The following is a 26,005-nucleotide window of genomic DNA, read 5'->3' as shown; positions in this document are numbered from 1 at the left end:
CAGCATGGACCACCGTCTCAGCCCCGAGCTGGAGGACCTCCGCCGTACGGTGGAGGAGTTCGCGCACGATGTCGTGGCGCCGAAGATCGGCGACTTCTACGAGCGGCACGAGTTCCCGTACGAGATCGTCAGGGAGATGGGCCGCATGGGCCTGTTCGGGCTGCCGTTCCCGGAGGAGTACGGCGGGATGGGCGGCGACTACCTGGCGCTCGGCATCGCGCTGGAGGAGCTGGCCCGCGTCGACTCGTCGGTGGCCATCACCCTGGAGGCGGGGGTCTCGCTGGGCGCGATGCCGCTGCACCTGTTCGGCACGGAGGAGCAGAAGCGCACGTGGCTGCCCCGGCTGTGCGCGGGCGAGATCCTGGGCGCGTTCGGCCTCACGGAACCCGACGGCGGCAGCGACGCGGGGGCGACCCGTACGACGGCACGCCTCGACCCGGACACGGACGAGTGGGTGATCAACGGCTCGAAGTGCTTCATCACCAACTCGGGCACGGACATCACGGCACTGGTGACCGTCACCGCCGTCACCGGCCGCAAGCCGGACGGCCGGCCGGAGATCTCGGCGATCATCGTCCCGTCGGGCACGCCGGGCTTCACGGTGGCGGCGCCCTACTCGAAGGTCGGCTGGAACGCGTCGGACACCCGTGAGCTGTCGTTCACCGACGTCCGGGTCCCCGCCGCCAACCTGCTGGGCGAACAGGGCCGGGGCTACGCCCAGTTCCTGCGCATCCTGGACGAGGGCCGCATCGCCATCGCGGCCCTGGCGACGGGCCTGGCCCAGGGCTGTGTGGACGAATCGGTCAAGTACGCCAAGGAACGCCACGCCTTCGGCAAGCCCATCGGCGCCAACCAGGCCATCCAGTTCAAGATCGCCGACATGGAGATGAAGGCCCACACCGCCCGCCTCGCCTGGCGCGACGCCGCCAGCCGTCTGGTGGCCGGCGATCCCTTCAAGAAGGAGGCGGCCCTGGCCAAGCTCTACTCCTCCACGGTCGCCGTCGACAACGCCCGCGAGGCCACCCAGATCCACGGCGGCTACGGCTTCATGAACGAGTACCCGGTGGCCCGTATGTGGCGCGACTCCAAGATCCTGGAGATCGGCGAGGGCACGAGCGAGGTCCAGCGGATGCTGATCGCCCGCGAACTGGGCCTGGTGAGCTGACCCGGAGCCCGGCCCACCCGCACGGGACCGGCAGCACCGGCCGCCGGTCCCGTGTCATCGCGCACTGTCCCCGCCGTCGTCCGGGCGCGGACGCCGGGCCTCGTCCACGACGCGCCGCCAGGACCGGATCACATCGGGCACCTGGTCCAGAAGCCCCTTCAGGGCGGACAGAGCCGCGGACACGACGCCCGCCACGCCGAGAATCGCCAGGGTGATCTGTAGATCCACGCTCGGTTCCTCCTGAGCCGGAGGGTGGCCGAGCCGAGGGATGACCGCGTATGCGAGGGCAGGTGTCTCAGGCCGACCACCCGAAATACGGATGACCAACTGAGGCCCTGCCGACGTACAGGCCATGTATGCGGTTGTCGCGATTGACGCGGGGTCGGCTCACGCCGGCCACCACGCCCGAAAGGGACGTCGGACCCGTTCCCGTCGCAGCCGGCTGTGCCGGCCGTGCGGTGCCGACTGTAGCCGCGCGGACCCCGGCCTGTCCGCCGTACCGCCAACTCCGGGCCCGTCGGCGGTTGTCTGCCGGGCGCGCACCGGTCGAACGGGCAGGCACCCGCCCCCTGGACATCAGGTGAGGTTAGGCTAACCTACCTTCGAACTTGTCCGGCGGGCGCTCCGCCCCGTTCGAAAGCAGTCATACCCATGCCCCATGCCCGTGTCACCCACCTCACTCGCCGTGGCCTGCTCGCCGCCGGCGGCGCCCTCGGACTCGGTGCCGCGCTCGCCGCCTGCGGGGACGACACGGGCAAAGACAGCGGCTCCGGCGCGGAGGCGAAGGCCGGCCCGTCCGGGCCCTGGTCCTTCAAGGACGACCGCGGCACGACCGTGAAGCTGGACAAGGTCCCCGCGAACATCGTCGCGTTCACCGGTGTCGGCGCCGCGCTGTACGACTACGGCATCCAGGTGAAGGGCGTCTTCGGCCCGACGAGGACCACCGCCGGCAAGCCCGATGTCCAGGCCGGCGACATGGACATCAGCAAGGTGACGGTCCTCGGCAACACCTGGGGCCAGTTCAGCGTCGAGAAGTACGCCTCCCTCGCCCCGGACGTGCTCGTCTCCACGATGTTCGACGGCGCCGGCACCCTCTGGTACGTCCCCGAGGAGTCGAAGGAGAAGATCGCCCAACTGGCCCCCAGCGTCGGCATCTCCGTCTACGACCGCCGGCTCACCGAGCCGCTCCAGCGCATGTGGGGCCTCGCCGAGTCGCTCGGCGCGGACATGAAGGCCGCCAAGGTCACCGACGCCAAGAAGCGGTTCGAGGACGCCGCCGCCCGGCTGCGCGCCGCCGCCAAGGCCAAGCCCGGCATCAAGGTGATGGCCGGCAGCGCCAGCGACCAGCTGTTCTACGTCTCCGGCACCAACCTCTCCATCGACCTGGAGTACTTCAAGGCCCTCGGCGTGAACTTCGTGGAGCCGCCGGAGAGCGCCAAGAAGCAGGGCGGCGGCTGGTACGAGTCGCTGAGCTGGGAGAACGTCGACAAGTACCAGGCCGACATCATCATGATGGACGACCGCACCTCGGCCATCCAGCCCGCCGACATCACCAAGGCCACCTGGAAGAAGCTGCCCGCGGTGAAGGCGGGCCAGGTCATCGCCCGCTCCCCCGAGCCGATCCTGTCGTACGACAAGTGCGTGCCGCTGCTGACGAACCTGGCCGAGGCCCTGGAGAAGGCCAAGAAGGTCAGCTGACCCGCAGGCACCTCTGACAAAGCCCTGAACCCCCCTCTCAGGAGCCACACATGACGACGGCCGTAGCCGCCCCGTTCCGTTTCTTCTCCCTCCAGGTCGTACGGACGAGGCGGCTCGGTCCGTCCCTGGTCCGGGTCACCTTCGGCGGAGCCGATCTGCACGCCTTCCACTCGGACGGGCGCGACCAGTCCCTGTCGCTCTTCCTCCCGCATCCCGGGCAGACCGAGCCCGTCGTCCCGCTGGAACTGGGCGACAGCTGGTGGCAGGGGTGGCGGGAACTCCCGGACGACGTACGGGCGGTGATGCGCTCGTACACGCTCCGGGCGCTGCGCCGCGACCCCGACGAGATCGACGTCGACTTCGCCCTGCACGGCGTGGAGCCGGGTGCGGCCACGCCCGCCGGCCCCGCCTCCCGCTGGGCCGCCCGTGCCGCCGCCGGTAACCGGGTGCTGCTGCTCGGCCCGGCCGTCGCCGACAACCGGGCGATCCGGTTCCGTCCGCCCGAGGACACCGGTCCCGTCGTGCTGTGCGGCGACGAGACCGCCGTACCCGCCGCGACCGCGATCCTCGAAGCCCTTCCCGCCGGCACCCGGGCCCGGGCCTGGCTGGAGGTGCCGCACGCCGGTGACATCCAGGACGTGCGCACGGAGGCGGACGCGGAGATCACCTGGCTCGTACGGCACGGCGGGTCCCCCCTGGCCGTCGACGCCGTACGAGCCGCCGCCCTGCCGGACGCCGAGCGGGCGTACGTGTGGATCGCCGGCGAGTCCGGTCGGGTGAAGGCGCTGCGGCGGCACTTCGTCGGTGAGCGCGGGGTGGACCGGCGACGCGTCACCTTCGTCGGCTACTGGCGGCAGGGGATGACGGAGGAGCAGCTCCGGACCGCCGGATAAACCTGACCTGTCGTGGCATCGGTCACGGGTCACGGCATGTCCCGACCCGTGAAACTTAGGTTAGGCTAACCTAAGTTGATCTCGCACGGATCGTCCCCTCGGAGGACCCCCACATGCGCTCGCACCTGCTCAATGGCCTCACCGCGGAGCACTACCGCCGCTCCGTGACCGAAGGAGTCGAGCGGGTGGCGGCCAAACTCGCCACCACCGACCGTCCGTTCACCGGCGTCACCGTGGACGCCCTCTCCCCCACCGTCGACGCGATCGACCTCGACCGCCCGCTGGGCGACACCCTCGCCGTGCTGGACGAACTGGAGGACGTCTACCTCCGGGACGCGGTCTACTTCCACCACCCCCGCTACCTCGCCCACCTCAACTGCCCGGTCGTCATCCCGGCGGTGCTGGCCGAGGCCGTGCTCTGCGCGGTCAACTCCTCACTGGACACCTGGGACCAGTCGGCCGGCGGCACCCTCATCGAGCGCAAGCTCATCGACTGGACGGCCGCCCGCATCGGCCTCGGCCCGGCCGCCGACGGCGTCTTCACCTCCGGCGGCACCCAGTCCAACCTCCAGGCGCTGTTGCTGGCCCGCGAGGAGGCCAAGGGCGACGACCTGGCGAAACTGCGCGTCTTCGCCTCCGAGGCCAGCCACTTCAGCGTCAGGAAGTCCGCGAAACTGCTCGGGCTCGGGCCGGACGCCGTCGTCACCGTGCCCGTCGACCACGACAAGCGCATGCAGACGGTCGCCCTCGCCCACGAGCTGGAGCGCTGCCGGCAGGACGGCCTGATCCCCATGGCCGTCGTCGCCACCGCCGGCACCACCGACTTCGGCTCCATCGACCCGCTCCCGGAGATCGCCGGGCTGTGCGCCCAGTACGGCGTCTGGATGCACGTCGACGCGGCCTACGGCTGCGGCCTGCTCGCCTCCCTGAAGTACCGGGACCGGATCGACGGCATCGAGCGCGCCGACTCGGTCACCGTCGACTACCACAAGTCCTTCTTCCAGCCGGTCAGTTCGTCCGCCGTGCTGGTCCGGGACGCGGCCACCCTGCGGCACGCCACCTACCACGCGGAGTACCTCAACCCGCGCCGCATGGTGCTGGAACGCATCCCCAACCAGGTCGACAAGTCCCTCCAGACCACCCGCCGCTTCGACGCCCTCAAGCTGTGGATGACGCTGCGCACGATGGGCGCCGACGGCATCGGGCAGCTCTTCGACGAGGTCTGCGACCTGGCCCGGGAGGGCTGGAAGCTGCTCGCGGCCGACCCCCGCTACGACGTCGTCGTCGAGCCCGGCCTCTCCACCCTCGTCTTCCGCTACATCCCGGCGGCCGTCACCGACCCGGCCGAGATCGACCGGGCCAACCTGTACGCCCGCAAGGCCCTGTTCGCCTCCGGTGACGCCGTCGTCGCGGGCACCAAGACGGGGGGCCGCCACTACCTGAAGTTCACCCTGCTCAACCCCGAGACACGGACGGCCGACATCGCCGCCGTCCTCGATCTGATCGCCGGCCACGCCGAGCAGTACCTGGGAGAGTCCCTTGACCGCGCGTCCTGAAGCCCACGGCAAGACCTACGACTTCGTGGGGATCGGGCTCGGCCCCTTCAACCTCGGGCTCGCCTGCCTCACCGAGCCGATCGCCGAACTGGACGGCGTCTTCCTGGAGTCCAAGCCCGGCTTCGAGTGGCACGCCGGCATGTTCCTGGACGGCGCCCACCTCCAGACCCCGTTCATGTCGGACCTGGTCACCCTGGCCGACCCGACGTCGCCGTACTCCTTCCTGAACTACCTGAAGGAGAAGGGCAGACTGTACTCGTTCTACATCCGCGAGAACTTCTACCCGCTGCGGGTCGAGTACGACGACTACTGCCGCTGGGCCGCGAACAAGCTGAGCAGCGTCCGCTTCGGCACCACGGTCACCGAGGTGACGTACGAGGACGAGCGGTACACCGTGCGCACCGGCGCCGGGGACACCTACCGGGCCCGGCACCTGGTCCTCGGCACCGGCACGGTCCCCTTCGTGCCCCAGGCGTGCCAGGAACTGGGCGGCGACTTCCTGCACACCTCCCAGTACATGCACCGCAAGGCGGAGCTGCTGGAGAAGAGGTCCATCACGATCGTCGGCAGCGGCCAGAGCGCGGCCGAGATCTACCACGAACTGCTCGCCGGGATCGACGTCCACGGCTACCGGCTCAACTGGGTCACCCGCTCCCCGCGGTTCTTCCCGCTGGAGTACACCAAACTGACCCTGGAGATGACCTCCCCGGACTACGTCGACTACTTCCGGGCGCTGCCCGAGGAGACCCGCTACCGGCTGGAGAAGCAGCAGAAGGGCCTGTTCAAGGGCATCAACTCGGACCTCATCGACGCGATCTTCGACCTGCTGTACCAGAAGAACGTCGAGAGCGGCGACCGCCCGGTCCCCACCCGGCTGCTCACCAACTCCTCGCTGCGCACGGCGACGTACCAGGACGGCGCGTACACGCTCGGCTTCCACCAGGACGAGCAGGGCAAGGACTTCGAGATCCGCACCGAGGGCCTGGTCCTGGCCACCGGCTACCACTACACCCCGCCGGCCTTCCTCGCCCCGGTCCAGGGCCGGCTCCGCTTCGACGGCCACGGACGCTTCGACGTCGCCCGCAACTACTCCGTCGACGTCACCGGCCGCGGGGTCTTCCTCCAGAACGCCGGCGTGCACACCCACAGCATCACCAGCCCCGACCTGGGCATGGGCGCGTACCGGAACGCGTACATCATCCGGGAACTGCTCGGCACGGAGTACTACCCGGTGGAGAAGACCATCGCCTTCCAGGAGTTCGCGGTATGACCGGCACGACCATGACCTTCACGTTCCGTCCCGTCGACCCGCTGACGGACGCCGAGCTGCTGCACTCCTGGGTCACCCATCCCAAGGCGGCCTTCTGGATGATGCGGGACGCGCGGCTGGAGGACGTCGAGCGCGCCTACATGGAGATCGCGGCGGACGAGCACCACCACGCGCTGCTCGGGCTGCGCGACGGCACGCCCGCCTTCCTGACGGAGACGTACGACCCCGCGCACCGGGAGCTGACCGGGCTGTACGAGGCGCGGCCGGGCGATGTCGGGATGCACTTCCTGACCCCGGCCACCGACACCCCCGAGCACGGGTTCACCAGGGCCGTCATCACCGCCGTCATGGCCCGTCTCTTCGAGGACCCGGCCGTGCGGCGGGTCGTCGTCGAGCCGGACGTCCGCAACACGGCCGTGCACGCCCTGAACGCGGCCGTCGGGTTCGTGCCCGAGCGGGAGATCGACAAGCCGGAGAAGCGGGCGCTGCTGAGCTTCTGCACCCGCGAGCAGTTCGAGAAGGCGGTGACCGCATGACCCTCGCCGACGCCGTGGCCCATCTGTCCCCCGAGCGCTGGGCGACCGCCAACCGGCTGCTGCTGCGCAAGGCGCTCGCCGAGTTCGCGCACGAGCGGCTGATCACGCCCGAGGAGGACGGCGGCCGGTACGTCGTCCGCAGCGACGACGGGCTCACCGCCTACCGGTTCAGCGCCGTGCGCAGGGCCCTGGACCACTGGGAGATCGACGCCGGCTCCCTCACCCGGCACCGCGAGGGTGCCGAACTCCCGCCGGCCGCGCTGGACTTCTTCATCGAGCTGAAGGAGTCGCTGGGACTGAGCGACGAGGTCCTGCCGGTCTACCTGGAGGAGATCTCCTCGACCCTCTCGGGCACCTGCTACAAGCTCACCAAGCCCCGCGTGACCTCGGCCGAGCTGGCCCGCAGCGGCTTCCAGGCGATCGAGACCGGGATGACCGAGGGCCACCCGTGCTTCGTCGCGAACAACGGGCGGCTCGGCTTCGGTGTCCACGAGTACCTGTCGTACGCGCCGGAGACGGCGAGTCCGCTGCGGCTGGTGTGGCTGGCCGCGCACCGCTCGCGGGCCGCCTTCACGGCCGGGGCCGGAATCGAGTACGAGTCCTTCCTGCGGGACGAGCTGGGCGAGAAGGCGGTGGAACGGTTCCGTGCCGTCCTCACCGACCAGGGCCTGGACCCCGCCGACTACCTGTTCATCCCGGTCCACCCCTGGCAGTGGTGGAACAAGCTCAGCGTCACGTTCGCCGCCGAGGTGGCCCGCCGGCACCTCGTCTGCCTGGGCGAGGGCGACGACGAGTACCTCGCCCAGCAGTCGATCCGCACCTTCTTCAACACCAGCGACCCGCGCAAGCACTACGTGAAGACCGCCCTGTCGGTCCTCAACATGGGGTTCATGCGGGGCCTGTCCGCCGCCTACATGGAGGCGACCCCGGCCATCAACGACTGGCTGGCCCGGCTGATCGACAGCGACCCGGTGCTCAAGGCGGCCGGCCTCACGATCATCCGGGAGCGGGCCGCCGTCGGCTACCGGCACCTGGAGTACGAGCGGGCCACCGACCGCTACTCGCCGTACCGCAAGATGCTGGCCGCGCTGTGGCGGGAGAGCCCGGTGCCCTCGCTGCGGGACGGCGAGACCCTCGCCACCATGGCCTCGCTGCTGCACGTGGACGACGAGGGCGCCTCCTTCGCGGGCGCCCTGATCGAACGCTCGGGCCTGGCCCCCACGCAGTGGCTGCGGCAGTACCTGCGGGCCTACTACACCCCGCTGCTGCACAGCTTCTACGCCTACGACCTGGTGTTCATGCCGCACGGCGAGAACACGATCCTGGTGCTGCGGGACGGGGCCGTGCAGCGGGCGGTCTACAAGGACATCGCCGAGGAGATCGCCGTCATGGACCCGGACGCGGCCCTGCCGCCGCAGGTGCGGCGGATCCGTGTCGAGGTCCCCGAGGACAAGAAGCTGCTGTCCGTCTTCACGGACGTCTTCGACTGCTTCTTCCGCTTCCTCGCCGCCCGCCTCGCCGCCGAGGGCATCCTGGAGGAGGACGGCTTCTGGCGCACGGTCGCCGAGGTCACCCGCGAGTACCAGGAGGCCAACCCGCACCTGGCCGGCAGGTTCCGCCAGTACGACATGTTCGCCCCCGAGTTCGCGCTGTCCTGCCTGAACCGTCTCCAGCTGCGCAACAACAAGCAGATGGTGGACCTCGCCGACCCCTCCGGCGCGCTCCAGCTCGTCGGCACCCTGAAGAACCCGATCGCCGGGTTCTGACGGCACGCGGACCTGACGGGCACCCCGCAGTACGGTCCTGCGGGGTGCCCGTCGGGTGTCGGTCAGCGGGCCGGCCAGGGCACCTGTGGTGAGCGGTAGTAGTGGATGCCGAGGGCGTCCCAGCGGGGGCCCTGGGCCGCCAGCCGGACCCGGTAGGCGTTCCAGTCGTGGGTGGCCGCCGGTGACCAGCCCAGCTCGGCCGCGCCGGCGAGCCGGGGGAACGCCATGTACTCGATCTCGGCGGTGTCCGTCACGTTCTCCGTCCACAGGGCTGCCTCGACGCCCCGGACCGCCGAGGCCGGCACCCCGGCGAGATAGGCGCCCGGATCCCAGTCGTAGGACCGCTTCACCTCGACCAGGCCCGCCCAGTCCTGACCGGGCCCGGTGTCGCGCGTGTACTTCATGTCGAGGTAGGTCCGGTCGGCCGGGGACAGGATCAGGCCCGTGCCGTTCCGGGCGGCCTGGGCGACCTGTGCCTTCTCGGCCGCGCTGGTGTCGTCCAGACCCCAGTACTGGGCGAGGGCGCCCTTCGCCGGGTGCGCGCCGGTGAGCTGGTGCCAGCCGATGACGGTCTTGCCGTAGCGGGCGACGACCGGCTGCACCCGGTCCATGAACGTCACGTAGTCCGCGTGGCTGGTGGAGTGCGCCTCGTCGCCGCCGATGTGCAGATAGCGGCCGGGGGTGAGGGCGGCCAGCTCCCGGACGACATCGTCCACGAAGTCGTAGGTGGCCTTCTTGGGCACGCACAGCGAGCTGAAGCCGACCTCGGTCCCGGTGTACAGCGGGGGTGCCACGCCGTCGCAGTTGAGCCGCGCGTAGGAGGCGAGGGCCGCGTTGGTGTGGCCGGGCATGTCGATCTCGGGCACGACCTCCAGGTAGCGGGAGGCCGCGTACCGCACGATCTCCCGGTAGTCGGCCTTGGTGTAGTGGCCGCCCGGGCCGCCGCCGACCTGGGTGGAGCCGCCGTAGGAGGCCAGGCGCGGCCAGGAGTCGATCGCGATGCGCCAGCCCTGGTCGTCGCTGAGGTGAAGATGCAGCTCGTTGACCTTGTAGAGCGCCAACTGGTCGATGTACCGCTTCACTTGGGGAACGGTGAAGAAGTGCCGGGAGACGTCGAGCATGGCGCCCCGGTAGGCGTAGCGGGGGCGGTCCCGCACGGTGCCGCCGGCCACCGGCCAGGGGCCGGGCTGGACGGTCTTCTCCTCGACGGCCGCCGGGAGGAGCTGGCGCAGGGTCTGGACGCCGTGGAAGAGGCCGGCGGGGGTGCGCGCGGTGAGGGTGACACCGCCCGCGCCGCTGTGCAGCCGGTAGCCCTCGGCGCCGAAGTCGCCCCGCGTCAGGCGGAGTCGGATGCCGCCGGTGCCGTGGTCGGTGACCGGCAGCGGATAGCCGGTGGCCGGGCGCAGCAGGCCGGCCAGGTAGCCGCCGATGCGGCGGACCTCGGCGGATCCGTCGACGCGGACCCGGGTGTCCCGGGTGATGCGGTACGGCGTTCCGCCGGGCGTCACCGAGGCGGGGGCCGGGACCACCCGGTCCAGGGGGGTCGGGACTGCGGCCTGCGCCGTGCGGTCCGCGCCGAGGGTGACGACGCCGGCCGCCGCGAGCAGCAGCAGGGAACCGAGGACGTGGGACAGGCGGGGAGTCGTGCTGTGGTTCCGTCTCACAAGCGCTCCCTTCGGAAGGGGGTGACCGTCAGACTTGGTCGAGACCACTGTCCCGCAGATCGGGTGGAACAATCCCCGCATGGCGGAAATCATCCAGAAGGACGGTACTTGGGCCTTCGACGGGGATGCCCTGCGCCTCACCCCGGGCCGGGACAAGGACGTGGGCCTGCTCCGCCGCGAGCTGGGCGAACTCATCGTACCGCTCGGGGCCTTGGCCGGTGTCTCCTTCGAACAGGGCCGGAAGTCGGGGCGGCTCAGGCTGCGGCTGCGCGACGGCGCCGACCCGCTGCTGCACGCCACCGGCGGCCGGCTCGCCGAGCCGCACGACCCGTACCGGCTGACGGTGGAGCCCGACCGGTACGGCGTCGCCGAGTACGTCGCCGACGAGGTGCGCGACGCCCTGCTGCTGGAGGGGGTGCCCCCGGAGCCGGTCGACGGGTATCTGCTGCCGGGCCCGCCGGTGCCGGTGTCCGCCTCGGCCGGGGACGGCACGGCGGTCTTCGACGGGGAGCGGGTGCGGCTGGAGTGGAACTGGAAGACCGAGGAGGCCAAGGCCTCCGCCGGGCCGCGCACGATCCCCCTCGCGGACATCACCGGCGTCGAGTGGCAGCCGGCGGCCGGCCTGGAGAACGGGCACCTGCGGTTCCTGGTGCGCGGCGCCCCGGTCACCGCACCGCCCAAGTACGACCCGAACGCGGTCGAGCTGTGGGGCTTCAAGAGGGATCCGCTGATGGCCCTGGTCGCGGCGGCGGTGCAGGCGCGCCTGCCGCATCCTTCGGCGGCGGAGCCGGACGTGCGGCAGGACGCTCCCCGGCCGGCCGGGGAGCCCGCCGGGGACGACCACGACGTGCTGCTGCGCCGGCTGCGCGAGCTGGGTGAGCTGCACCGCGACGGGGTGCTGACGGACGAGGAGTTCGCCCTGGCCAAGCGGGCGGTCCTCAAGCGCCTGTGAGGCAGGCGCCGGCGACGGAAGCGCCGGTGAGGACCACCCGCCGGCCCGTGGCCTACTTGGCCTTGCGGGACACCGTGAAGTGGTCGATGCGGTCGCCGGTCTCGGCGATGCCCGACACCGTCAGCGTGGTCTGCCGGCCCTTCGGCGCGGGCGCGACGTCCACGCGCAGGAAGGAGTAGTTGAGGTAACGCACCCGGGACCAGGTGACGGTCTCGTTGACCTTGCCGTCCTTGGTGTTGACGAACGAGGCGACGGAGTCGGTCTCGTGCTCGTGCCCCTCGTAGGAGTCCGGCGCGGAGAACGCGTACAGGCTGCGGCCGGCGGCGCCCGCGGTGACGTAGACCACACCGTCGGTCTCGGGGTAGGCCGTGCCGCCGATCGGCAGCTTCTTGGTGACCTTGCCCGCCTTGATGACGTCGGTGCGCTCGTACTGGTGGTTGTGGCCGTTGATGACCAGGTCCACCGTGTACTTCTCGAACAGCGGCACCCACTCCTGGCGCACTCCCCCCTCCGAGGCGTGCGCGGTGGAGGTGCAGTAGGCGCAGTGGTGGAAGAAGACGACGATGAAGTCGACGTCCTTGGCGGCGCGGAACCTCTTCAGCTGGCCTTCCAGCCACGTGGTCTGGGTTCCGCCGGATATGCCCAGGTTCGCCGGGATCTCGAAGGAGACGTCGTTGGCGTCGAGCGAGATGACCGCCGTGTTGCCGTAGACGAAGGAGTAGACGCCCGGCAGGTTCTTCTGGTCGGGGCCGTTGTCCGGGAGGGTCCAGCGGGCCTCCTCGCCGCCGTAGCCGTTGGGCGAGTACCAGGCCTCCATGTCGTGGTTGCCGTACGCGGGCATCCACGGGATCTGCTTGGCGACCGACTCGGTCTGGTACAGGAACTGGTCCCAGGTGCGCGAGTCGAAGCCGGTGTCGGTGGTCTTGCCCGCGCCGGCCGGGTCGCCGTAGGCGATGTCGCCGGCGTGCAGGTGGAAGGCCGGGTTCTGGCCGAGGATCAGGGCGTTGTTGGCCAGGCCGTGGTAGCTGACACCCTCGTCGCCGAAGGCGGTGAAGGTGAACGGCGCCTTGTGGGCGGGGGCGGTGGTGAACGTGCCGACCGTGCCCAGCAGGTGCGGCTCGGCCGGGTCGAAGCCCTCGTGGCCGACGCCGTAGTAGTAGGTCCTGCCGGGGCGCAGGTGGGTCAGCTTGGCGTGCAGGTAGTACTGGGTGTGGTCGCCGCTCGCGCCGACACCGGCCGGGGTGTAGAGGGTGCGGACCTCGGCGTCGATCTTGCGCGAGAGGTCCCAGGGGTGGGCGCCCACGCGGATGAACGGCTTCTTGACGGCGACCGGGACCTGCCAGGAGACGGTGATCTCGGTGCGCGGGTCGTTGCCCCAGGCCAGATGGCGGCCGAAGGGGGCGACGAGGGCGCCGTCGACGTGCTGGGCGGCGGGGGCGGTCCGCTGGGTCGGCACGGCCGCCTGGGCGGTGGCGCCCGGCACGAACGCGCCACCCGCCACGGCGCCCAGCGTGACCGCGCCGCCCCTGATCATGGTGCGCCGCGAGAATCTGGCGCGCAGGTACTCATGCTGCTCGGCCATGCTCATGCGCGCGGCCAGCTTCTCGGGTACTCCCATACGAGGAATGTCCATGACGTCTGAAACTCGTCTGTTCGGGCAACGAGTCGCAGGACGCGGGATGGACAGCTCGCGAACAGAGCCCCATAAGAGTTTCAACAGTCGCTTGCCCGGAATCGGGCACGATTCTTGCGAAACAGGCTCCGGTACTCCAGGATCTACCGGGTGCACGACGAACTTCTTGATCACCTGACGCGGTCCACGCCCCTCAGCCGGGGCGAGGCGCTGCGTGTGGTCCAGGACGTTCTCGCCTACTTCGACGAGACGATCCAGGAGTTCGTCCGTCGCCGCCACCGCGAACTCCAGGCTCAGGGCCTGGTGAACGCGGAGATCTTCGAACGGATCGGGGCGGACCTGAAGTACCGGGCGGTGGCGCCGCCGGAGCTGACGCTCAGGCAGCTGCGCCGCATGGTCTACGGCTGAAACCAGCCGGAACCCGGCCGGCGGCAGCCCGGCCCAGCGACAGCCAAGGGATACCTCTATACATGTGCGGAATTGTCGGATACATCGGGAAGCGTGACGTCGCTCCTCTCCTCCTGGAGGGCCTCCAGCGCCTGGAGTACCGCGGCTACGACTCCGCGGGCGTCGTCGTCACCTCCCCGAAGACGCCCGGCCTGAAGATGGTCAAGGCCAAGGGCCGGGTGCGCGACCTGGAGGCCAAGGTCCCGGCGCGCTTCAAGGGCACCACCGGCATCGCCCACACCCGCTGGGCCACCCACGGCGCCCCGTCCGACGTGAACGCCCACCCGCACATGTCGGCCGACAACAAGGTCGCCGTCGTCCACAACGGCATCATCGACAACGCCGCCGACCTGCGCCGCAAGCTGGAGGCCGACGGCGTCGAGTTCCTCTCCGAGACCGACACCGAGGTCCTCACCCACCTGATCGCCCGCTCGCAGGCCGAGAAGCTGGAGGACAAGGTCCGCGAGGCCCTGCGGGTGGTCGAGGGCACGTACGGCATCGCGGTCATGCACGCCGACTTCTCCGACCGCATCGTGGTGGCCCGCAACGGCTCCCCGGTCGTCCTCGGCATCGGCGAGAAGGAGATGTTCGTCGCATCGGACATCGCCGCCCTGGTCGCCCACACCCGGCAGATAGTGACGCTGGACGACGGCGAGATGGCCACCCTCAAGGCCGACGACTTCCGCACGTACACCACCGAGGGCACCCGCACCTCGGCCGAGCCGACCACCGTGGAGTGGGAGGCGGCCTCCTACGACATGGGCGGCCACGACACCTACATGCACAAGGAGATCCACGAGCAGGCCGACGCCGTGGACCGCGTGCTGCGCGGCCGCATCGACGACCGCTTCTCCACCGTGCACCTGGGCGGCCTCAACCTGGACGCCCGCGAGGCCCGGCAGATCCGCCGCGTGAAGATCCTCGGCTGCGGCACCTCGTACCACGCGGGCATGATCGGCGCCCAGATGATCGAGGAGCTGGCCCGCATCCCCGCCGACGCCGAGCCCGCCTCCGAGTTCCGCTACCGCAACGCGGTCGTCGACCCCGACACCCTGTACATCGCGGTCTCCCAGTCCGGTGAGACGTACGACGTCCTGGCCGCCGTGCAGGAGCTGAAGCGCAAGGGCGCCCGGGTCCTCGGCGTGGTCAACGTCGTGGGCTCCGCGATCGCCCGCGAGGCCGACGGCGGCATCTACGTCCACGCGGGCCCCGAGGTCTGCGTGGTCTCCACGAAGTGCTTCACCAACACCACGGTCGCCTTCGCGCTGCTCGCCCTGCACCTCGGCCGCACCCGCGACCTCTCGGTCCGCGACGGCAAGCGGATCATCGAGGGCCTGCGCAAGCTGCCCCAGCAGATCACCGAGATCCTGGACCAGGAGGAGGAGATCAAGAAGCTGGCGGAGATCTACGCCGACGCCCGCTCGATGCTCTTCATCGGCCGGGTCCGGGGCTACCCGGTGGCCCGCGAGGCATCCCTGAAGCTCAAGGAGGTCTCCTACATCCACGCCGAGGCCTACCCCGCCTCCGAGCTGAAGCACGGCCCGCTGGCCCTCATCGAGCCGGCCCTGCCCACGGTCGCGATCGTCCCCGACGACGACCTGCTGGAGAAGAACCGCGCGGCCCTGGAGGAGATCAAGGCCCGCGAGGGCAAGATCCTGGCGGTCGCCCACCAGCACCAGGAGAAGGCGGACCAGACGATCCTCGTCCCGAAGAACGAGGACGAACTGGACCCGATCCTGATGGGCATCCCCCTCCAGCTCCTGGCGTACCACACGGCGAAGGCCCTGGGCCGGGACATAGACAAGCCGAGGAACCTCGCCAAGTCGGTGACGGTCGAGTAGCGGACAGAACGGACCCCCACGTGTGCCACCTTGCACGTGGGGGTCCTTTCCGTGCTGCTCGATCTCAGCCGGCGGCCGTCACCCCCCGGCCCGCAGCAGACCGGTATATGCCCTTCACAAGGGCACGAACCACCTCTACGCACGAGTAGTTTCGCGCCGCGCAAAGGAAGTTGACGAAGCGTGAGACCTCAGGGGATGACGATCACGGGCCGCTGCGCCCGCTTGGCGAGCCGCCCCGCGACCGAGCCGAAGATCCGGCCGACGATCCCGTGCGTGGAGCCGACCACGATCGCGTCGGCCTCGTACTCGCGGCCGACCTCTTCGAGTTCGTGGCAGATGTCCCCGCCCCGCTCGACCAGGATCCACGGGACCTCGGCCAGGTAGTCCGCGCAGGCCAGCTCCAGGCCCAGGACTTCCGTGCGGTGGTCCGGGACGTCCACGAAGACGGGCGGCTCACAGCCGGCCCACACCGTGGTGGGCAGCCGGTTGGCGACATGCACGATGATCAGACCGGAACGGGAACGGTGGGCCATGCCGATCGCGTAGGCGAGGGCGCGCTCACTGGAGGTGGAGCCGTCGAAGCCGACGACGACTCCGTGCCGGAAGGCGGGGTCGCAGGACGGGCGTGACTCCGCCGCCGCCAGGGGATCGGCCGCCGTGGGGTCGGCGACCGGCCGCTTGCGGTCCGCGGGTTCGGAGAATTCGTGACCGGCCATGGCTGTCTCGGCGTTGTGATCCTTCATGGGTGGGACGACAGTGTGCTGCGGAAGCGTGCTGCGGAGCTGTGTCCGGGAAACATCTTCCCAAGCCCATACCCCCAAGGGTACGGCGGCACTCCTCCTGAGCCCAGATCCCGCGCACGCTCCGTGAGCGGTCCCCGACGTCCGTAGGGGTTCACCGGAGCATGCACGAGCCGCGCCCGCAGCGCAATGGTTGCTGCCCCGTACAGGCGGTTTGCACGGGATTCACAGATGCGCGTTCGGTGACCGACCGGTCGGACGGACGTTGAACCGGGGTGAGCCACCGCCACAGGGAGTACGAGATGCCCGGAGCCCGACCCCGCCGCGACCCGCGCCCCGCACCGGACAGCGCGAGCGATGTGATCCGCTGGGCCGCCTTCAGCTGCGTGCTCGTGCCCGTGGTCCTCCTCTGGTACGGCACCTCGCTGGCCGGCGCCACGGGCACCGCGCTGGGCCTCGCCGCCGTCACGGCGGCCTGCCGGGTGCTGCTGCGCCGTTCCGAGCGGTGCGCCGAGCGTTGCGCCGCGCAAAGAGGCGGACGTCACACCCGGGAGCAGACACCGGTCGACTGACCTGTTTCCGCACCTGTGAGCGCTGCTTTTCAGCCAACTTCTGGATATCGACCAGGAGGGGTCCGAACCACCCCCCAACCCCCGTTCCACCTGCACGGAAAGGGTCTACGGGCCGCTGTGCACCCTACGCGGTTTGGCCACTGCGACAAGGCGCACTTCCCTGCACGCCTCGCGAGTGCAACGCTTCGTGATCGAATGCTTCACGCCAAGTTGTCATGTCGACAATGTGCCGCGTGTGGAACTGGTCACCGCGCGATCGCGGGAGCCAGTAGATTCGATCTTGACTGTCTTACGGCGGGGGACTCGTGCAGGACCGAGGGGAAACGTGCAGGAGCGACACAACCGAGGAGCCGCGACCACCGAGGGGGGCTTAGCAGTATGAGCCACGACTCCACTGCCTCGCCGGACGCCGCAGCCCGGAAACTGTCCGGGCGACGCCGCAAGGAGATCGTCGCGGTGCTGCTGTTCAGCGGCGGCCCCATCTTCGAGAGTTCCATTCCGCTGTCGGTGTTCGGGATCGACCGCCAGGACGCCGGCGTGCCGCGCTACCGCCTTCTGGTGTGTGCCGGCGAGGAGGGCCCGCTGCGGACCACAGGGGGCCTGGAACTCACCGCGCCGCATGGGCTGGAGGCGATCTCACGCGCCGGGACGGTCGTCGTACCGGCCTGGCGTTCGATCACCTCGCCGCCGCCGGAGGAAGCACTGGACGCGCTGCGCCGGGCCCATGAGGAGGGCGCCCGCATCGTCGGGCTGTGCACGGGCGCGTTCGTGCTCGCGGCGGCCGGACTGCTGGACGGCCGCCCGGCGACCACGCACTGGATGTACGCGCCGACGCTGGCCAAGCGCTATCCGTCGGTGCACGTCGATCCACGCGAGCTGTTCGTCGACGACGGCGACGTGCTGACGAGCGCGGGTACGGCGGCCGGAATCGATCTCTGTCTCCACATCGTGCGGACGGACCACGGCAACGAGGCGGCCGGAGCGCTCGCCCGGCGCCTCGTGGTCCCGCCGCGCCGGTCGGGCGGCCAGGAGCGCTATCTCGACCGGTCTTTACCGGAGGAGATCGGCGCCGACCCGCTCGCCGAGGTCGTCGCCTGGGCGCTGGAACACCTCCACGAGCAGTTCGACGTGGAGACGCTGGCGGCCCGCGCCTACATGAGCCGCCGTACGTTCGACCGCCGGTTCCGCTCGCTGACGGGCAGCGCGCCGCTCCAGTGGCTGATCACACAGCGCGTGCTCCAGGCCCAGCGTCTGCTGGAGACGTCGGACTACTCCGTGGACGAGGTGGCGGGCCGGTGCGGGTTCCGCTCGCCGGTGGCCCTGCGCGGCCACTTCCGCCGCCAGCTCGGCTCGTCCCCCGCCGCCTACCGGGCCGCCTACCGGGCCCGCCGGCCGCAGGGCGACAGGCCGGGTGAGGCGGAGGCGGCCGTGCCGCCGGCCGGCCAGCAGGGCGCGCCCTCGGGTCTGCCCGGTCCCGGCCCGGTGAACCCGGCCCCCCTGCTCCACGAGCACCGGGACAGCGGGGTGCCCCTCCAGAGCCGCCGCGCCACGGCGGGCGCGGTGGGCCTGCTGCCGGGTCCGCGCAGCGGTAACTGAGCGCGACGGGACAGGGGGCGGGAGCATCCCGCCCCCTGTCCCGCGCGGAACACGGGGGCACGCAAAAGCTCAGGCCCGCTTTAGGGTGGTCGCATGAACGATCGCATGGTGTGGATCGACTGCGAGATGACCGGCCTCTCGCTGTCCGACGACGCTCTCATCGAGGTGGCCGCCCTCGTCACCGACTCCGAGCTGAACGTACTCGGCGAGGGGGTGGACATCGTCATCCGCCCGCCGGACCGGGCGCTGGAGACGATGCCGGAGGTGGTGCGTCAGATGCACACCGCGTCCGGGCTGCTCGCCGAGCTGGAGAGCGGCACGACCCTTGAGGACGCCGAGGAGCAGGTTCTCGCCTACGTCCGGGAGCACGTGAAGGAGCCCGGCAAGGCCCCGCTGTGCGGCAACTCGGTCGGCACCGACCGCGGCTTCCTCCTGCGGGACATGCCGACCCTGGAGGACTACCTCCACTACCGCATCGTCGACGTCTCCTCGATCAAGGAGCTGGCCCGCCGCTGGTACCCGCGGGCGTACTTCAACAGTCCGGAGAAGAACGGCAACCACCGGGCCCTCGCCGACATCCGCGAGTCGATCGCCGAGCTGCGCTACTACCGCGAGGCCATCTTCGTGCCGCAGCCCGGACCGGACTCCGACACCGCGAAGGCGATCGCCGCCAAGCACGTCCTGCCCGCTCGGTAGCCGCCACGGGGGGCCGCGCGAAAACCTGTGCGCGAGCACCCCTTCGGACCCTGTAGACTTCTTCTCGGCCGGTCGGGGAAAACACTCCTCGGGCAACCGGTCATGGTGGGTGTAGCTCAGCTGGTAGAGCACCTGGTTGTGGTCCAGGATGCCGCGGGTTCGAGTCCCGTCACTCACCCTGAGTAATCAGCCGGTGACTCCGTCGTAAGACGGGTCACCGGCTGTTTCGTTGTCCGGGCCCCCGCGCGCCGTTGTCCCGCACCGGCCGGGGCCGGATCCGGCCGGTGCGGGAGGTCACGACGACGCCCGGACCACCAGTTCCGTCGGCAGGACCGCCTGATGGCGGTCGACGCCACGGGACGCCGCCGGGCGGCGGTCGGCGATCTCCGTGAGGAGGAGGTCGATCATCGCGCGGCCCATCTCCTCGATGGGCTGGCGGACGCTGGTGAGCGGCGGGTCCATGTGCCGGGCGATGACGGAGTCGTCGTACCCGACCAGCGCGACGTCGTCGGGGATGCGCCGGCCCGCCTCGCGCAGCACCTGCCGGGCGCCGGCCGCCATCACGTCCGAGCCGGCGAAGACGGCGTCCAGGTCGGGGTGGCGGGACAGCAGGGTCGTCATCGCCCGGCGCCCGCCCTCGTCGGTGAAGTCACCCGGCACGATGAGGAGTTCGTCCACCGGGTGGCCCGCGTCGCGCAGGGCGTCGCGGTAGCCGTCGACGCGGCGCTGGGCGCCGTAGACGTCCAGGCGGCCGGTGATGTGCGCGATCCGGCGGCGGCCCCGGCCCAGCAGGTGCTCCACCGCCGAGCGGGCGCCGCCGTAGTTGTCGGAGTCCACCGAGGGGAGCGACTCGGCCGCCGAGCGGGGGCCGCTGATCACGGCCGGGATCTCCAGCTGGGCGAGCAGGTCCGGGAGCGGGTCGTCGGCGTGGACGGAGACCAGGAGGACGCCGTCGACGCGGTGGGCCGCCAGGTACTGGGCCAGGCGCTGCCGCTCGCGGTCGCTGCCGGCGAAGATCAGCAGCAACTGCATCTCGGTGTCGGAGAGTTCGGCGCCGACCCCGCGCAGCATGTCGGAGAAGTACGGCTCGGCGAAGAACCGGGTCTCCGGTTCGGGGACGACCAGGGCGATCGCGTCGGTGCGGTTGGCCGCGAGGGCGCGGGCGGCGGTGTTGGGCACGTAGCCGAGTTCGGCGACGGCCGCCTCCACCGCGGCGCGGGTGGCGTCGCTGACCCGGGGCGAGCCGTTGATCACCCGGGAGACGGTGCCCCGCCCGACCCCGGCCCGGGCGGCGACCTCTTCCAGGGTCGGCCGCCGGCCGCCCCGGCCTCTCCCACCGTTGCCTGCCATGGTCGCCGCCTTCCGTTCACCGCCGTTCAGGCCAGGAATGTAACAGCCGTGACCGGGGCACTTCCGCTTCCGTCCGCGGCGGCGGGCCCGGCCGGTGTCCCGGCCGGCCCCGCCGCGGGCGTCGGTCAGGCGGGCAGGGCGTTGTTCCGGATCACCTCGGCGTACCAGTGGGCGCTGGCCTTGGGGATGCGGCGCTGGGTGGCGTAGTCGACGTAGACGGTGCCGAAGCGCTTCGAATAGCCGTAGGACCACTCGAAGTTGTCCAGCAGCGACCACAGGAAGTAGCCGCGCACGTCGGCGCCGTCGGCGATGGCGCGGCGGACGGCGTCCAGGTGGGAGTGGAGATAGGCGATCCGCTGCGGGTCGTTGACCCGTCCCTCCGGGGAGACGTAGTCGTCGAAGGCGGCGCCGTTCTCGGTGACCATCAGCGCAAGCCGCGGGTGCGAGGCCGCCAGCCCGGTCAGCAGCGTGTGCAGTCCGCTCGCGTCGATGGCCCAGTTCATCGCCGTCAGATCATCGTTGGCGAGGTGGAAGGCGACGTGCTCGGAGCCGGTCCACGGGGAGTGGTCGCTGGCGCCGTGGCCGTCGTTGCGGGTGCTGGCGGCTCCGTCGGCGGGCAGGGAGACCACGGTCGGCGAGTAGTAGTTGACGCCGAGCACGTCGATGGGCCGGGAGATCTCCGCCAGGTCCCCGTCGTGCACCAGCTCCGCCCAGTCGACCAGGTGCGCGGTGTCGGCCAGCAGGTCCTCGGGGTAGGCGCCGTCCAGGAGGGGCCCGGTGAAGATCCGGTTGCCGACCGCGTCGATGCGGCGGGCGGCCTCGGCGTCCTCGGGGCTGCCGGTGAGCGGGCGCACCTGGTGCAGGTTCAGGGTGATCGAGGTCTGGGCGGACGACGGCAGGGCGGCGCGCAGCGCGCCGACGGCCCGGCCGTGGGCCAGGTTCAGGTGGTGCGCGGCGCGCAGGGTGGCGGCCGGGTCGGTCCGGCCGGGCGCGTGCACGCCGGAACCGTAGCCCAGGAACGCCGAGCACCACGGTTCGTTGAGGGTGGTCCACACGCCGACCCGGTCGCCGAGGGCGCGGGCCATGATGTCGGCGTAGTCGGCGAAGCGGTGGGCGGTGTCGCGGTGCGGCCAGCCGCCGACGTCCTCCAGCTCCTGCGGCAGGTCCCAGTGGTAGAGGGTGGCGACGGGCGTGATGCCCGCCTCCAGCAGCTCGTCGGTGAGGCGGCGGTAGAAGTCCAGGCCGCGCTCGACGGCGGGCCCGCGGCCGGTGGGCTGCACCCGGGACCAGGAGACGGAGAAGCGGTAGGCCTTGAGGCCGAGTTCCTTCATCAGGGCGACGTCGTCGCGGTACCGGTGGTAGTGGTCGGCGGCGATGTCACCGGTGTCGCCGTTGCGCACCTTGCCGGGGGTGTGGCTGAAGGTGTCCCAGATGGAGGGGGTGCGGCCGTCCTCGGCGGCGGCGCCCTCCACCTGGTAGGCGGCGGTGGCGGCACCCCAGACGAAGCCGGTCGGGAAGGAGGTGTCCGAGGCCGGCTGGGCCGTGGTCTCGGGTCGTACGGCGGTCATGGTGAGAACGCTCCCAAAGGGGGGTGAGAAACGGACGCCGGACGGCGGTCCGGCGGTGCGGGAGTAGAGGGGAAGGGAGGGCGGGGGCGCGACGGGGTGGCGCCCGGTCCGGTACGGCCCGCTGCGGGGCGGCCTGTGCGGGCGGTACCGGACCGGACACGGGGGCGGGCCGACGGGACGCGGCGCACGCCGGCCACGGGGGCGGGGCCGGCATCGTGGCGTCCGGCCCCGCGGCACCGGCAGGGCTCAGCCCTTGACGGCGCCCGCCATGATCCCTCCGACGATCTGCTTGCCGAAGATCACGAAGACCAGCAGCAGCGGGAGGGTGCTGATCAGCGCACCGGCCATGACGATGCTCTGGTCGGGGGTGTAGGAGGCGCTGAGCTGGCCGAGCGCCACCTGGATGGTGGGGTTCTCCTGGTTCAGCGCGAGGAAGGGCCAGAAGAAGTCGTTCCACGCCTGGACGAAGGTGAGCATGCCCAGCACCATCATCGCGGGCCGGGCCACGGGCAGCACCACGCTCCACACGATGCGGATGTTGCTCGCCCCGTCGACCTTGGCCGCCTCGATCAGTTCGTACGGCAGGGCCTCGATCAGGTACTGGCGCATGAAGAAGACGCCGAAGGCGCCGACCAGGGTCGGGAAGATCACCGACTCCAGCTTTCCGCCCCACCCGATGTCCGACATCATCATGAACAGCGGGACGACGCTGAGCTGGGGCGGGATCGTCAGCGTGGCGATCACCGCGGTCATCAGCACGCCACGGCCCCGGAAGCGCATCTTGGCGAAGGCGTAGCCGGCGAGGGTGCAGAAGAACAGGGTGGCGACGGTGATGCAGCCGGCCACGATGACGCTGTTGACGATGGCCTTGCCCAGGTGGGCCTGCTCCCAGGCCGCCTGGAGGTTGTGCCACAGTTTGCCGCCCGGCACGAGCGGCGGCGGGGTGTCCAGGACCCGCTGCTGGTCGTGCGAGGCGGCCACCAGGGTCCAGTACAGCGGGAAGATCGATCCGAGGCCGACGACGACGAGGGCGACGTAGGTGAACGGACCGCCCCTGAGCTGCTGGCCTGCTCCTATCTTGAAGCGGGCGCGGCCCTTGCCGGGCGCGGTGGGAAGCGGTGCCGGGCCGAGGTCCGGCGCGGTCGTGGTGGGACTGGTCGTGGTCATCGATGTCGCTCCCGTCAGGCCGCGCTCTTGCGCGTGAACCGGCCGACGATCCAGTTGATCAGGGCGATGAGCAGCAGCAGGACGAGCATGGCCCAGGCCACGGCCGCCGCCGGACCCAGATGGCCCAGCTTCCAGCCGTAGTTGAAGAGGTAGATGCTGAGCGTCTCGTACTGGTGCTCGCTGCCGCCGATCGAGCCGAGGGTGCCGCCCTGGAGCAGCAGCGGCTCACCGAACAGCTGCATCGAGCCGATGGTGGAGATCACGATGGTGAACAGGATCGTGGGCCGCAGCGAGGGGATGGTCACCTTGCGGAACTGCTGCCACCGGCTCGCTCCGTCGATCGAGGCGGCCTCGTACAGGTCGGTCGGGACCGCCTGCATGGCCGCCAGGTAGATCAGGGCGTTGTAGCCGGTCCACCGCCAGATGATGATGACCGAGATGGCGATCTTGGAGGTCCACTCCCCGTCGGCCCAGTCGATGTTGCCGGCGCCGAAGAAGTGCAGCACCCAGTTGAGGATGCCGCCGTCGGCGCGGAAGACCAGCGCGAAGACCAGGGCGGCCGTGGCCACCGAGGTGGCGTACGGGGTGAGGATGATCGTCCGCCAGAAGGTGCTGGCGCGCAGCTTGTAGTTGAGCAGATGGGCCAGGCCCAGCGCCACGAGCAGCTGCGGGACGGTGGAGATGACACCGATGACGAAGGTGTTGGTGACGGCCGTCCAGAACTCGGAGTCCTGGAGGATCTTGGCGAAGTTGTCCCAGCCGACCCACTGGGACTGGTCCAGGCTCGTCATCTCCACCCGGTGCAGGGCGATCCAGCCCGTGTACAGGAGTGGGTAGAGCCCGAAGGCGCCGAAGATCAGGAAGAAGGGGGCTATGTAGGCGTACGGCGAGGCCTTGTCGTCGAAGCGCCACAGCCGGCTGCGCCAGGCGCCGCGTCCGTTCGACGCGGCACCGGTGCCGCCGGGCGGCGGGGTGTAGGCGCCCCGGGCGGGGGTTGTCGTTGCCACGGAGGGAGTCCTTCCCTGGAGGTTTCGGCCGGGTGGGGCGGGAAGCGCGTTCGGGGACCGGGGTCGGTCCGCCCCTCCCCGCGCGGATCGGTACGGTGGCGAACGGCCCCCGCCGCGGCCTGACGTGCGTGTGAGGCGGACCCCGGCCGTCGGCTGCCGGGCCCCGCCGGGTGGTGCCGTGGGCGGCGCCCGCCGTCGGGCACCGCTCACGTCGTCGAGCGCGTGCGGGTGCGGGCGCCCGGTGGGCCCCCGCATCCGGTACGGCTAGCCGAGCGCCTTGTCGATGGAGTCGGTCGCGGCCTTCCACGCGTCGGCGGGCTTGGTGCCCCGCTTCTCCATGTTGTTGATCTGGTTGGAGATCGTGTCCTTGATCACGCCGTCCTTCGCGCCCAGCACCGCCTCGGGGATGGACTTGGCCTCCTCGGCGTAGATCTGGCCGATGGGGGCGTCACTGAAGTACGGCAGCTTGGCGTTCTTCACGTCGGCCAGCTCGTAGGCGCCCTTGTTGGACGGGAAGACACCGATCGCCTTGAACACCGCGGCCTGCTGCTCCGGGGCGGTCAGCCACTTGACGAGCTCCGTGGCCTCCTTGACGTGCTTGCCGCTCTTCGGGACGGCGAGGAAGCTGCCGCCCCAGTTGGCCGCGGTCGAGCCGGGGGCACGGGAGATGTCCCACTTGCCCTTGAAGGAGTCGCCGGAGTTGACGGAGATCTGGGCGGCCATCCAGGCGGGGCAGGCCACGGTGGCCACGGTGCCCTTGCGGAGCGCCGCGGTCCAGGCGTCGGTGAACTGCGGCAGGCCCTGGGTCAGCTTCTTGTCGGCGGCCTCGGCGGCCAGGTTCCAGCCCTGCTGCACGGACGGGCTGTCCTTGTAGACCGGCTTGCCGTCGGCGTCGTAGTACTGCTTGGAGGAGGAGCTGACGACCGCGTTGTACATGGCGGACGCGGAGTCCATGAAGTAAGTGCCGGAGGGCGCCTTCTCCTTGTACTGCTCGCCGAGCTTGAGGTAGTCCTCCCAGCCGCCGGCGACGGCCTTGGCGACGGCCTCGCGGTCGCTGGGCAGGCCGGCCTTCTGGAAGAGGTCCTTGCGGTAGCACAGGGACATGGGGCCGATGTCGGTACCGGCGCCGATCACCGTGCCGTCCTTGGCGGTGGCCTGCTTCTCCTTCCAGGACACCCAGTCGTTCACGTTGATCGTCTTGCTGAGGTCGGCGAACTTGGCCGACTGGGTGTCCACGACCTCCTTGATGCGCCCGACCTCGATGCCCGTGACGTCCGCGAGGCCGCTGCCCGTGTTCAGCTGCTGAAGGAGCTTCGGGTAGTAGTCCTGCTCGTTGGCGGTGGTCTCTTCCTTGACCGTGATCTTCGGGTGCAGCTGGTGGTACTTGGCGAACAGTCCGGCCTCCTTGTAGCCGAACTGCCCGAAGTCGGCCACCGTGAGGGTGATGTTCCCGTTGGCGTCCGTGTCCGAGTCGTCGTCGCTGCTGCAACCGGTCAGCAGCAGCGCGGAGGCCGTCAGGACCGTCGTGGCCAGCGTCGCGGTTCTGCGGCCGTGACCACCGCCGGTACGGGTGATGCGCATTCCACTACTCCTTGTTCCAGTGGGGAACGGGACCTCAGGAATCGGACCGTCAGGCCTGACGGTCCGGACCTGCCCTCTCGGTTCGAGCAGCGGCTAGCCAACAGCACACGGCGTGCGGTGGGAACGTGCTGGTCAACGGTGTGCCATGCAAGGTAGAGGGGAAGGCCATGGGTGATTCGATCCAAGCGGAAGAGACCCCGGTCACCCCGTGGGACCGCTCCCACGCGGCATGCCGGAAGACTCGTCGGTGCCGGGCCCGGGTGTCAAGACTTGAATACGGGCTTGTTGCCTAAGCGTGTTCCGCGTG

The 26,005-nt window shown here is 70.5% G+C and carries 22 protein-coding genes and 1 tRNA gene; 14 read left to right on the top strand and 9 right to left on the bottom strand.

Annotated features, from left to right (window positions below; translation table 11 throughout):
• The first annotated feature begins 4 nt into the window (after nucleotides 1-4).
• Nucleotides 5-1,165: an acyl-CoA dehydrogenase family protein gene (locus IE294_RS12675; RefSeq protein WP_189885377.1), complete on the top strand. Its 1,161-nt coding sequence runs from the start codon at nucleotides 5-7 to the stop codon at nucleotides 1,163-1,165.
• A 54-nt stretch (nucleotides 1,166-1,219) separates the two neighbouring features.
• On the opposite strand, the gene IE294_RS12670 is transcribed toward IE294_RS12675, so the two are convergent.
• Nucleotides 1,220-1,393 (bottom strand): hypothetical protein, encoded by a 174-nt coding sequence (locus tag IE294_RS12670; RefSeq protein ID WP_189885375.1) that lies wholly within the window; start codon nucleotides 1,391-1,393, stop codon nucleotides 1,220-1,222.
• Between the two features lie 423 nt (nucleotides 1,394-1,816).
• On the opposite strand from IE294_RS12670, the gene IE294_RS12665 reads away from it, so the two are divergent.
• From IE294_RS12665 to IE294_RS12640, 6 genes are all read left to right on the top strand, one after another.
• A complete protein-coding gene (locus tag IE294_RS12665; RefSeq protein ID WP_189885372.1) occupies nucleotides 1,817-2,863 on the top strand; it encodes an ABC transporter substrate-binding protein in 1,047 nt (348 codons plus the stop codon).
• Between the two features lie 50 nt (nucleotides 2,864-2,913).
• Nucleotides 2,914-3,756 (top strand): siderophore-interacting protein, encoded by an 843-nt coding sequence (locus IE294_RS12660; protein WP_189885370.1) that lies wholly within the window; start codon nucleotides 2,914-2,916, stop codon nucleotides 3,754-3,756.
• Between the two features lie 113 nt (nucleotides 3,757-3,869).
• Entirely contained in the window at nucleotides 3,870-5,312 is a 1,443-nt protein-coding gene (gene desA, locus IE294_RS12655) for a lysine decarboxylase DesA (RefSeq protein WP_189885368.1), read from the top strand.
• The gene (locus IE294_RS12650; RefSeq protein WP_189885366.1) at nucleotides 5,296-6,582 is read left to right on the top strand and encodes a lysine N(6)-hydroxylase/L-ornithine N(5)-oxygenase family protein; all 1,287 of its coding nucleotides are present in this window, start codon (nucleotides 5,296-5,298) and stop codon (nucleotides 6,580-6,582) included. The genes desA and IE294_RS12650 overlap by 17 nt, the downstream gene beginning before the upstream one ends.
• Complete coding sequence (locus IE294_RS12645) at nucleotides 6,579-7,118, top strand: GNAT family N-acetyltransferase (protein WP_189885363.1); 540 nt, start codon at nucleotides 6,579-6,581, stop codon at nucleotides 7,116-7,118. The genes IE294_RS12650 and IE294_RS12645 overlap by 4 nt, the downstream gene beginning before the upstream one ends.
• Nucleotides 7,115-8,884: an IucA/IucC family protein gene (locus IE294_RS12640; RefSeq protein ID WP_189885362.1), complete on the top strand. Its 1,770-nt coding sequence runs from the start codon at nucleotides 7,115-7,117 to the stop codon at nucleotides 8,882-8,884. Before IE294_RS12645 ends, IE294_RS12640 begins: the two co-directional genes overlap by 4 nt.
• 62 nt (nucleotides 8,885-8,946) lie before the next feature.
• Here the strand turns inward: IE294_RS12640 and IE294_RS12635 are convergent, their stop codons facing one another.
• On the bottom strand, nucleotides 8,947-10,548 hold the full coding sequence (locus IE294_RS12635; RefSeq protein WP_189885360.1) for a beta-N-acetylhexosaminidase: 1,602 nt from the start codon (nucleotides 10,546-10,548) through the stop codon (nucleotides 8,947-8,949).
• Nucleotides 10,549-10,627: 79 nt separating this feature from the next.
• Between IE294_RS12635 and IE294_RS12630 the strand changes: the two genes are divergently transcribed.
• A complete protein-coding gene (locus IE294_RS12630; protein WP_189885358.1) occupies nucleotides 10,628-11,500 on the top strand; it encodes a DUF4429 domain-containing protein in 873 nt (290 codons plus the stop codon).
• A 52-nt stretch (nucleotides 11,501-11,552) separates the two neighbouring features.
• On the opposite strand, the gene IE294_RS12625 is transcribed toward IE294_RS12630, so the two are convergent.
• Nucleotides 11,553-13,118, bottom strand: coding sequence for a purple acid phosphatase family protein (locus IE294_RS12625; RefSeq protein WP_189885356.1), 1,566 nt, complete (start codon nucleotides 13,116-13,118; stop codon nucleotides 11,553-11,555).
• A gap of 165 nt (nucleotides 13,119-13,283) precedes the next feature.
• Between IE294_RS12625 and IE294_RS12620 the strand changes: the two genes are divergently transcribed.
• A complete protein-coding gene (locus IE294_RS12620; RefSeq protein WP_171155966.1) occupies nucleotides 13,284-13,541 on the top strand; it encodes a hypothetical protein in 258 nt (85 codons plus the stop codon).
• Nucleotides 13,542-13,603: 62 nt separating this feature from the next.
• Complete coding sequence (gene glmS / locus IE294_RS12615) at nucleotides 13,604-15,421, top strand: glutamine--fructose-6-phosphate transaminase (isomerizing) (protein WP_189885354.1); 1,818 nt, start codon at nucleotides 13,604-13,606, stop codon at nucleotides 15,419-15,421.
• A 188-nt stretch (nucleotides 15,422-15,609) separates the two neighbouring features.
• Here glmS and IE294_RS12610 read toward each other — a convergent pair whose 3' ends face one another.
• The gene (locus tag IE294_RS12610) at nucleotides 15,610-16,137 is read right to left on the bottom strand and encodes a universal stress protein (RefSeq protein WP_030983483.1); all 528 of its coding nucleotides are present in this window, start codon (nucleotides 16,135-16,137) and stop codon (nucleotides 15,610-15,612) included.
• 326 nt (nucleotides 16,138-16,463) lie between these two features.
• Here IE294_RS12610 and IE294_RS12605 point away from each other — a divergent pair, with 326 nt between their 5' ends.
• The 4 genes from IE294_RS12605 (at nucleotide 16,464) to IE294_RS12590 (ending at nucleotide 19,203) form a co-directional block, all read left to right on the top strand.
• A complete protein-coding gene (locus IE294_RS12605; RefSeq protein ID WP_171155961.1) occupies nucleotides 16,464-16,733 on the top strand; it encodes a hypothetical protein in 270 nt (89 codons plus the stop codon).
• Between the two features lie 378 nt (nucleotides 16,734-17,111).
• A complete protein-coding gene (locus IE294_RS12600; protein ID WP_189885352.1) occupies nucleotides 17,112-18,329 on the top strand; it encodes a helix-turn-helix domain-containing protein in 1,218 nt (405 codons plus the stop codon).
• A gap of 93 nt (nucleotides 18,330-18,422) precedes the next feature.
• Nucleotides 18,423-19,025, top strand: a complete 603-nt coding sequence (orn, locus tag IE294_RS12595) for an oligoribonuclease (protein WP_189885351.1) — start codon at nucleotides 18,423-18,425, stop codon at nucleotides 19,023-19,025.
• Nucleotides 19,026-19,130: 105 nt separating this feature from the next.
• Nucleotides 19,131-19,203, top strand: a tRNA-His gene (locus tag IE294_RS12590).
• 116 nt (nucleotides 19,204-19,319) lie between these two features.
• Here IE294_RS12590 and IE294_RS12585 read toward each other — a convergent pair.
• From IE294_RS12585 to IE294_RS12565, 5 genes are all read right to left on the bottom strand, one after another.
• Entirely contained in the window at nucleotides 19,320-20,375 is a 1,056-nt protein-coding gene (locus IE294_RS12585) for a LacI family DNA-binding transcriptional regulator (RefSeq protein ID WP_189885349.1), read from the bottom strand.
• A gap of 125 nt (nucleotides 20,376-20,500) precedes the next feature.
• Nucleotides 20,501-21,943: a GH1 family beta-glucosidase gene (locus tag IE294_RS12580; protein ID WP_189885347.1), complete on the bottom strand. Its 1,443-nt coding sequence runs from the start codon at nucleotides 21,941-21,943 to the stop codon at nucleotides 20,501-20,503.
• A gap of 246 nt (nucleotides 21,944-22,189) precedes the next feature.
• Complete coding sequence (locus IE294_RS12575) at nucleotides 22,190-23,110, bottom strand: carbohydrate ABC transporter permease (protein ID WP_189813523.1); 921 nt, start codon at nucleotides 23,108-23,110, stop codon at nucleotides 22,190-22,192.
• A gap of 14 nt (nucleotides 23,111-23,124) precedes the next feature.
• The gene (locus tag IE294_RS12570; protein WP_189885345.1) at nucleotides 23,125-24,117 is read right to left on the bottom strand and encodes a carbohydrate ABC transporter permease; all 993 of its coding nucleotides are present in this window, start codon (nucleotides 24,115-24,117) and stop codon (nucleotides 23,125-23,127) included.
• Between the two features lie 264 nt (nucleotides 24,118-24,381).
• Nucleotides 24,382-25,698, bottom strand: a complete 1,317-nt coding sequence (locus IE294_RS12565; RefSeq protein WP_189885343.1) for an ABC transporter substrate-binding protein — start codon at nucleotides 25,696-25,698, stop codon at nucleotides 24,382-24,384.
• Between the last annotated feature and the right edge of the window lie 307 nt (nucleotides 25,699-26,005).

It is taken from the genome of Streptomyces canarius, from assembly GCF_014650735.1.
Taxonomy (GTDB): domain Bacteria; phylum Actinomycetota; class Actinomycetes; order Streptomycetales; family Streptomycetaceae; genus Streptomyces; species Streptomyces olivaceoviridis.
This window is presented reverse-complemented; position numbering and strand designations above follow the sequence as displayed.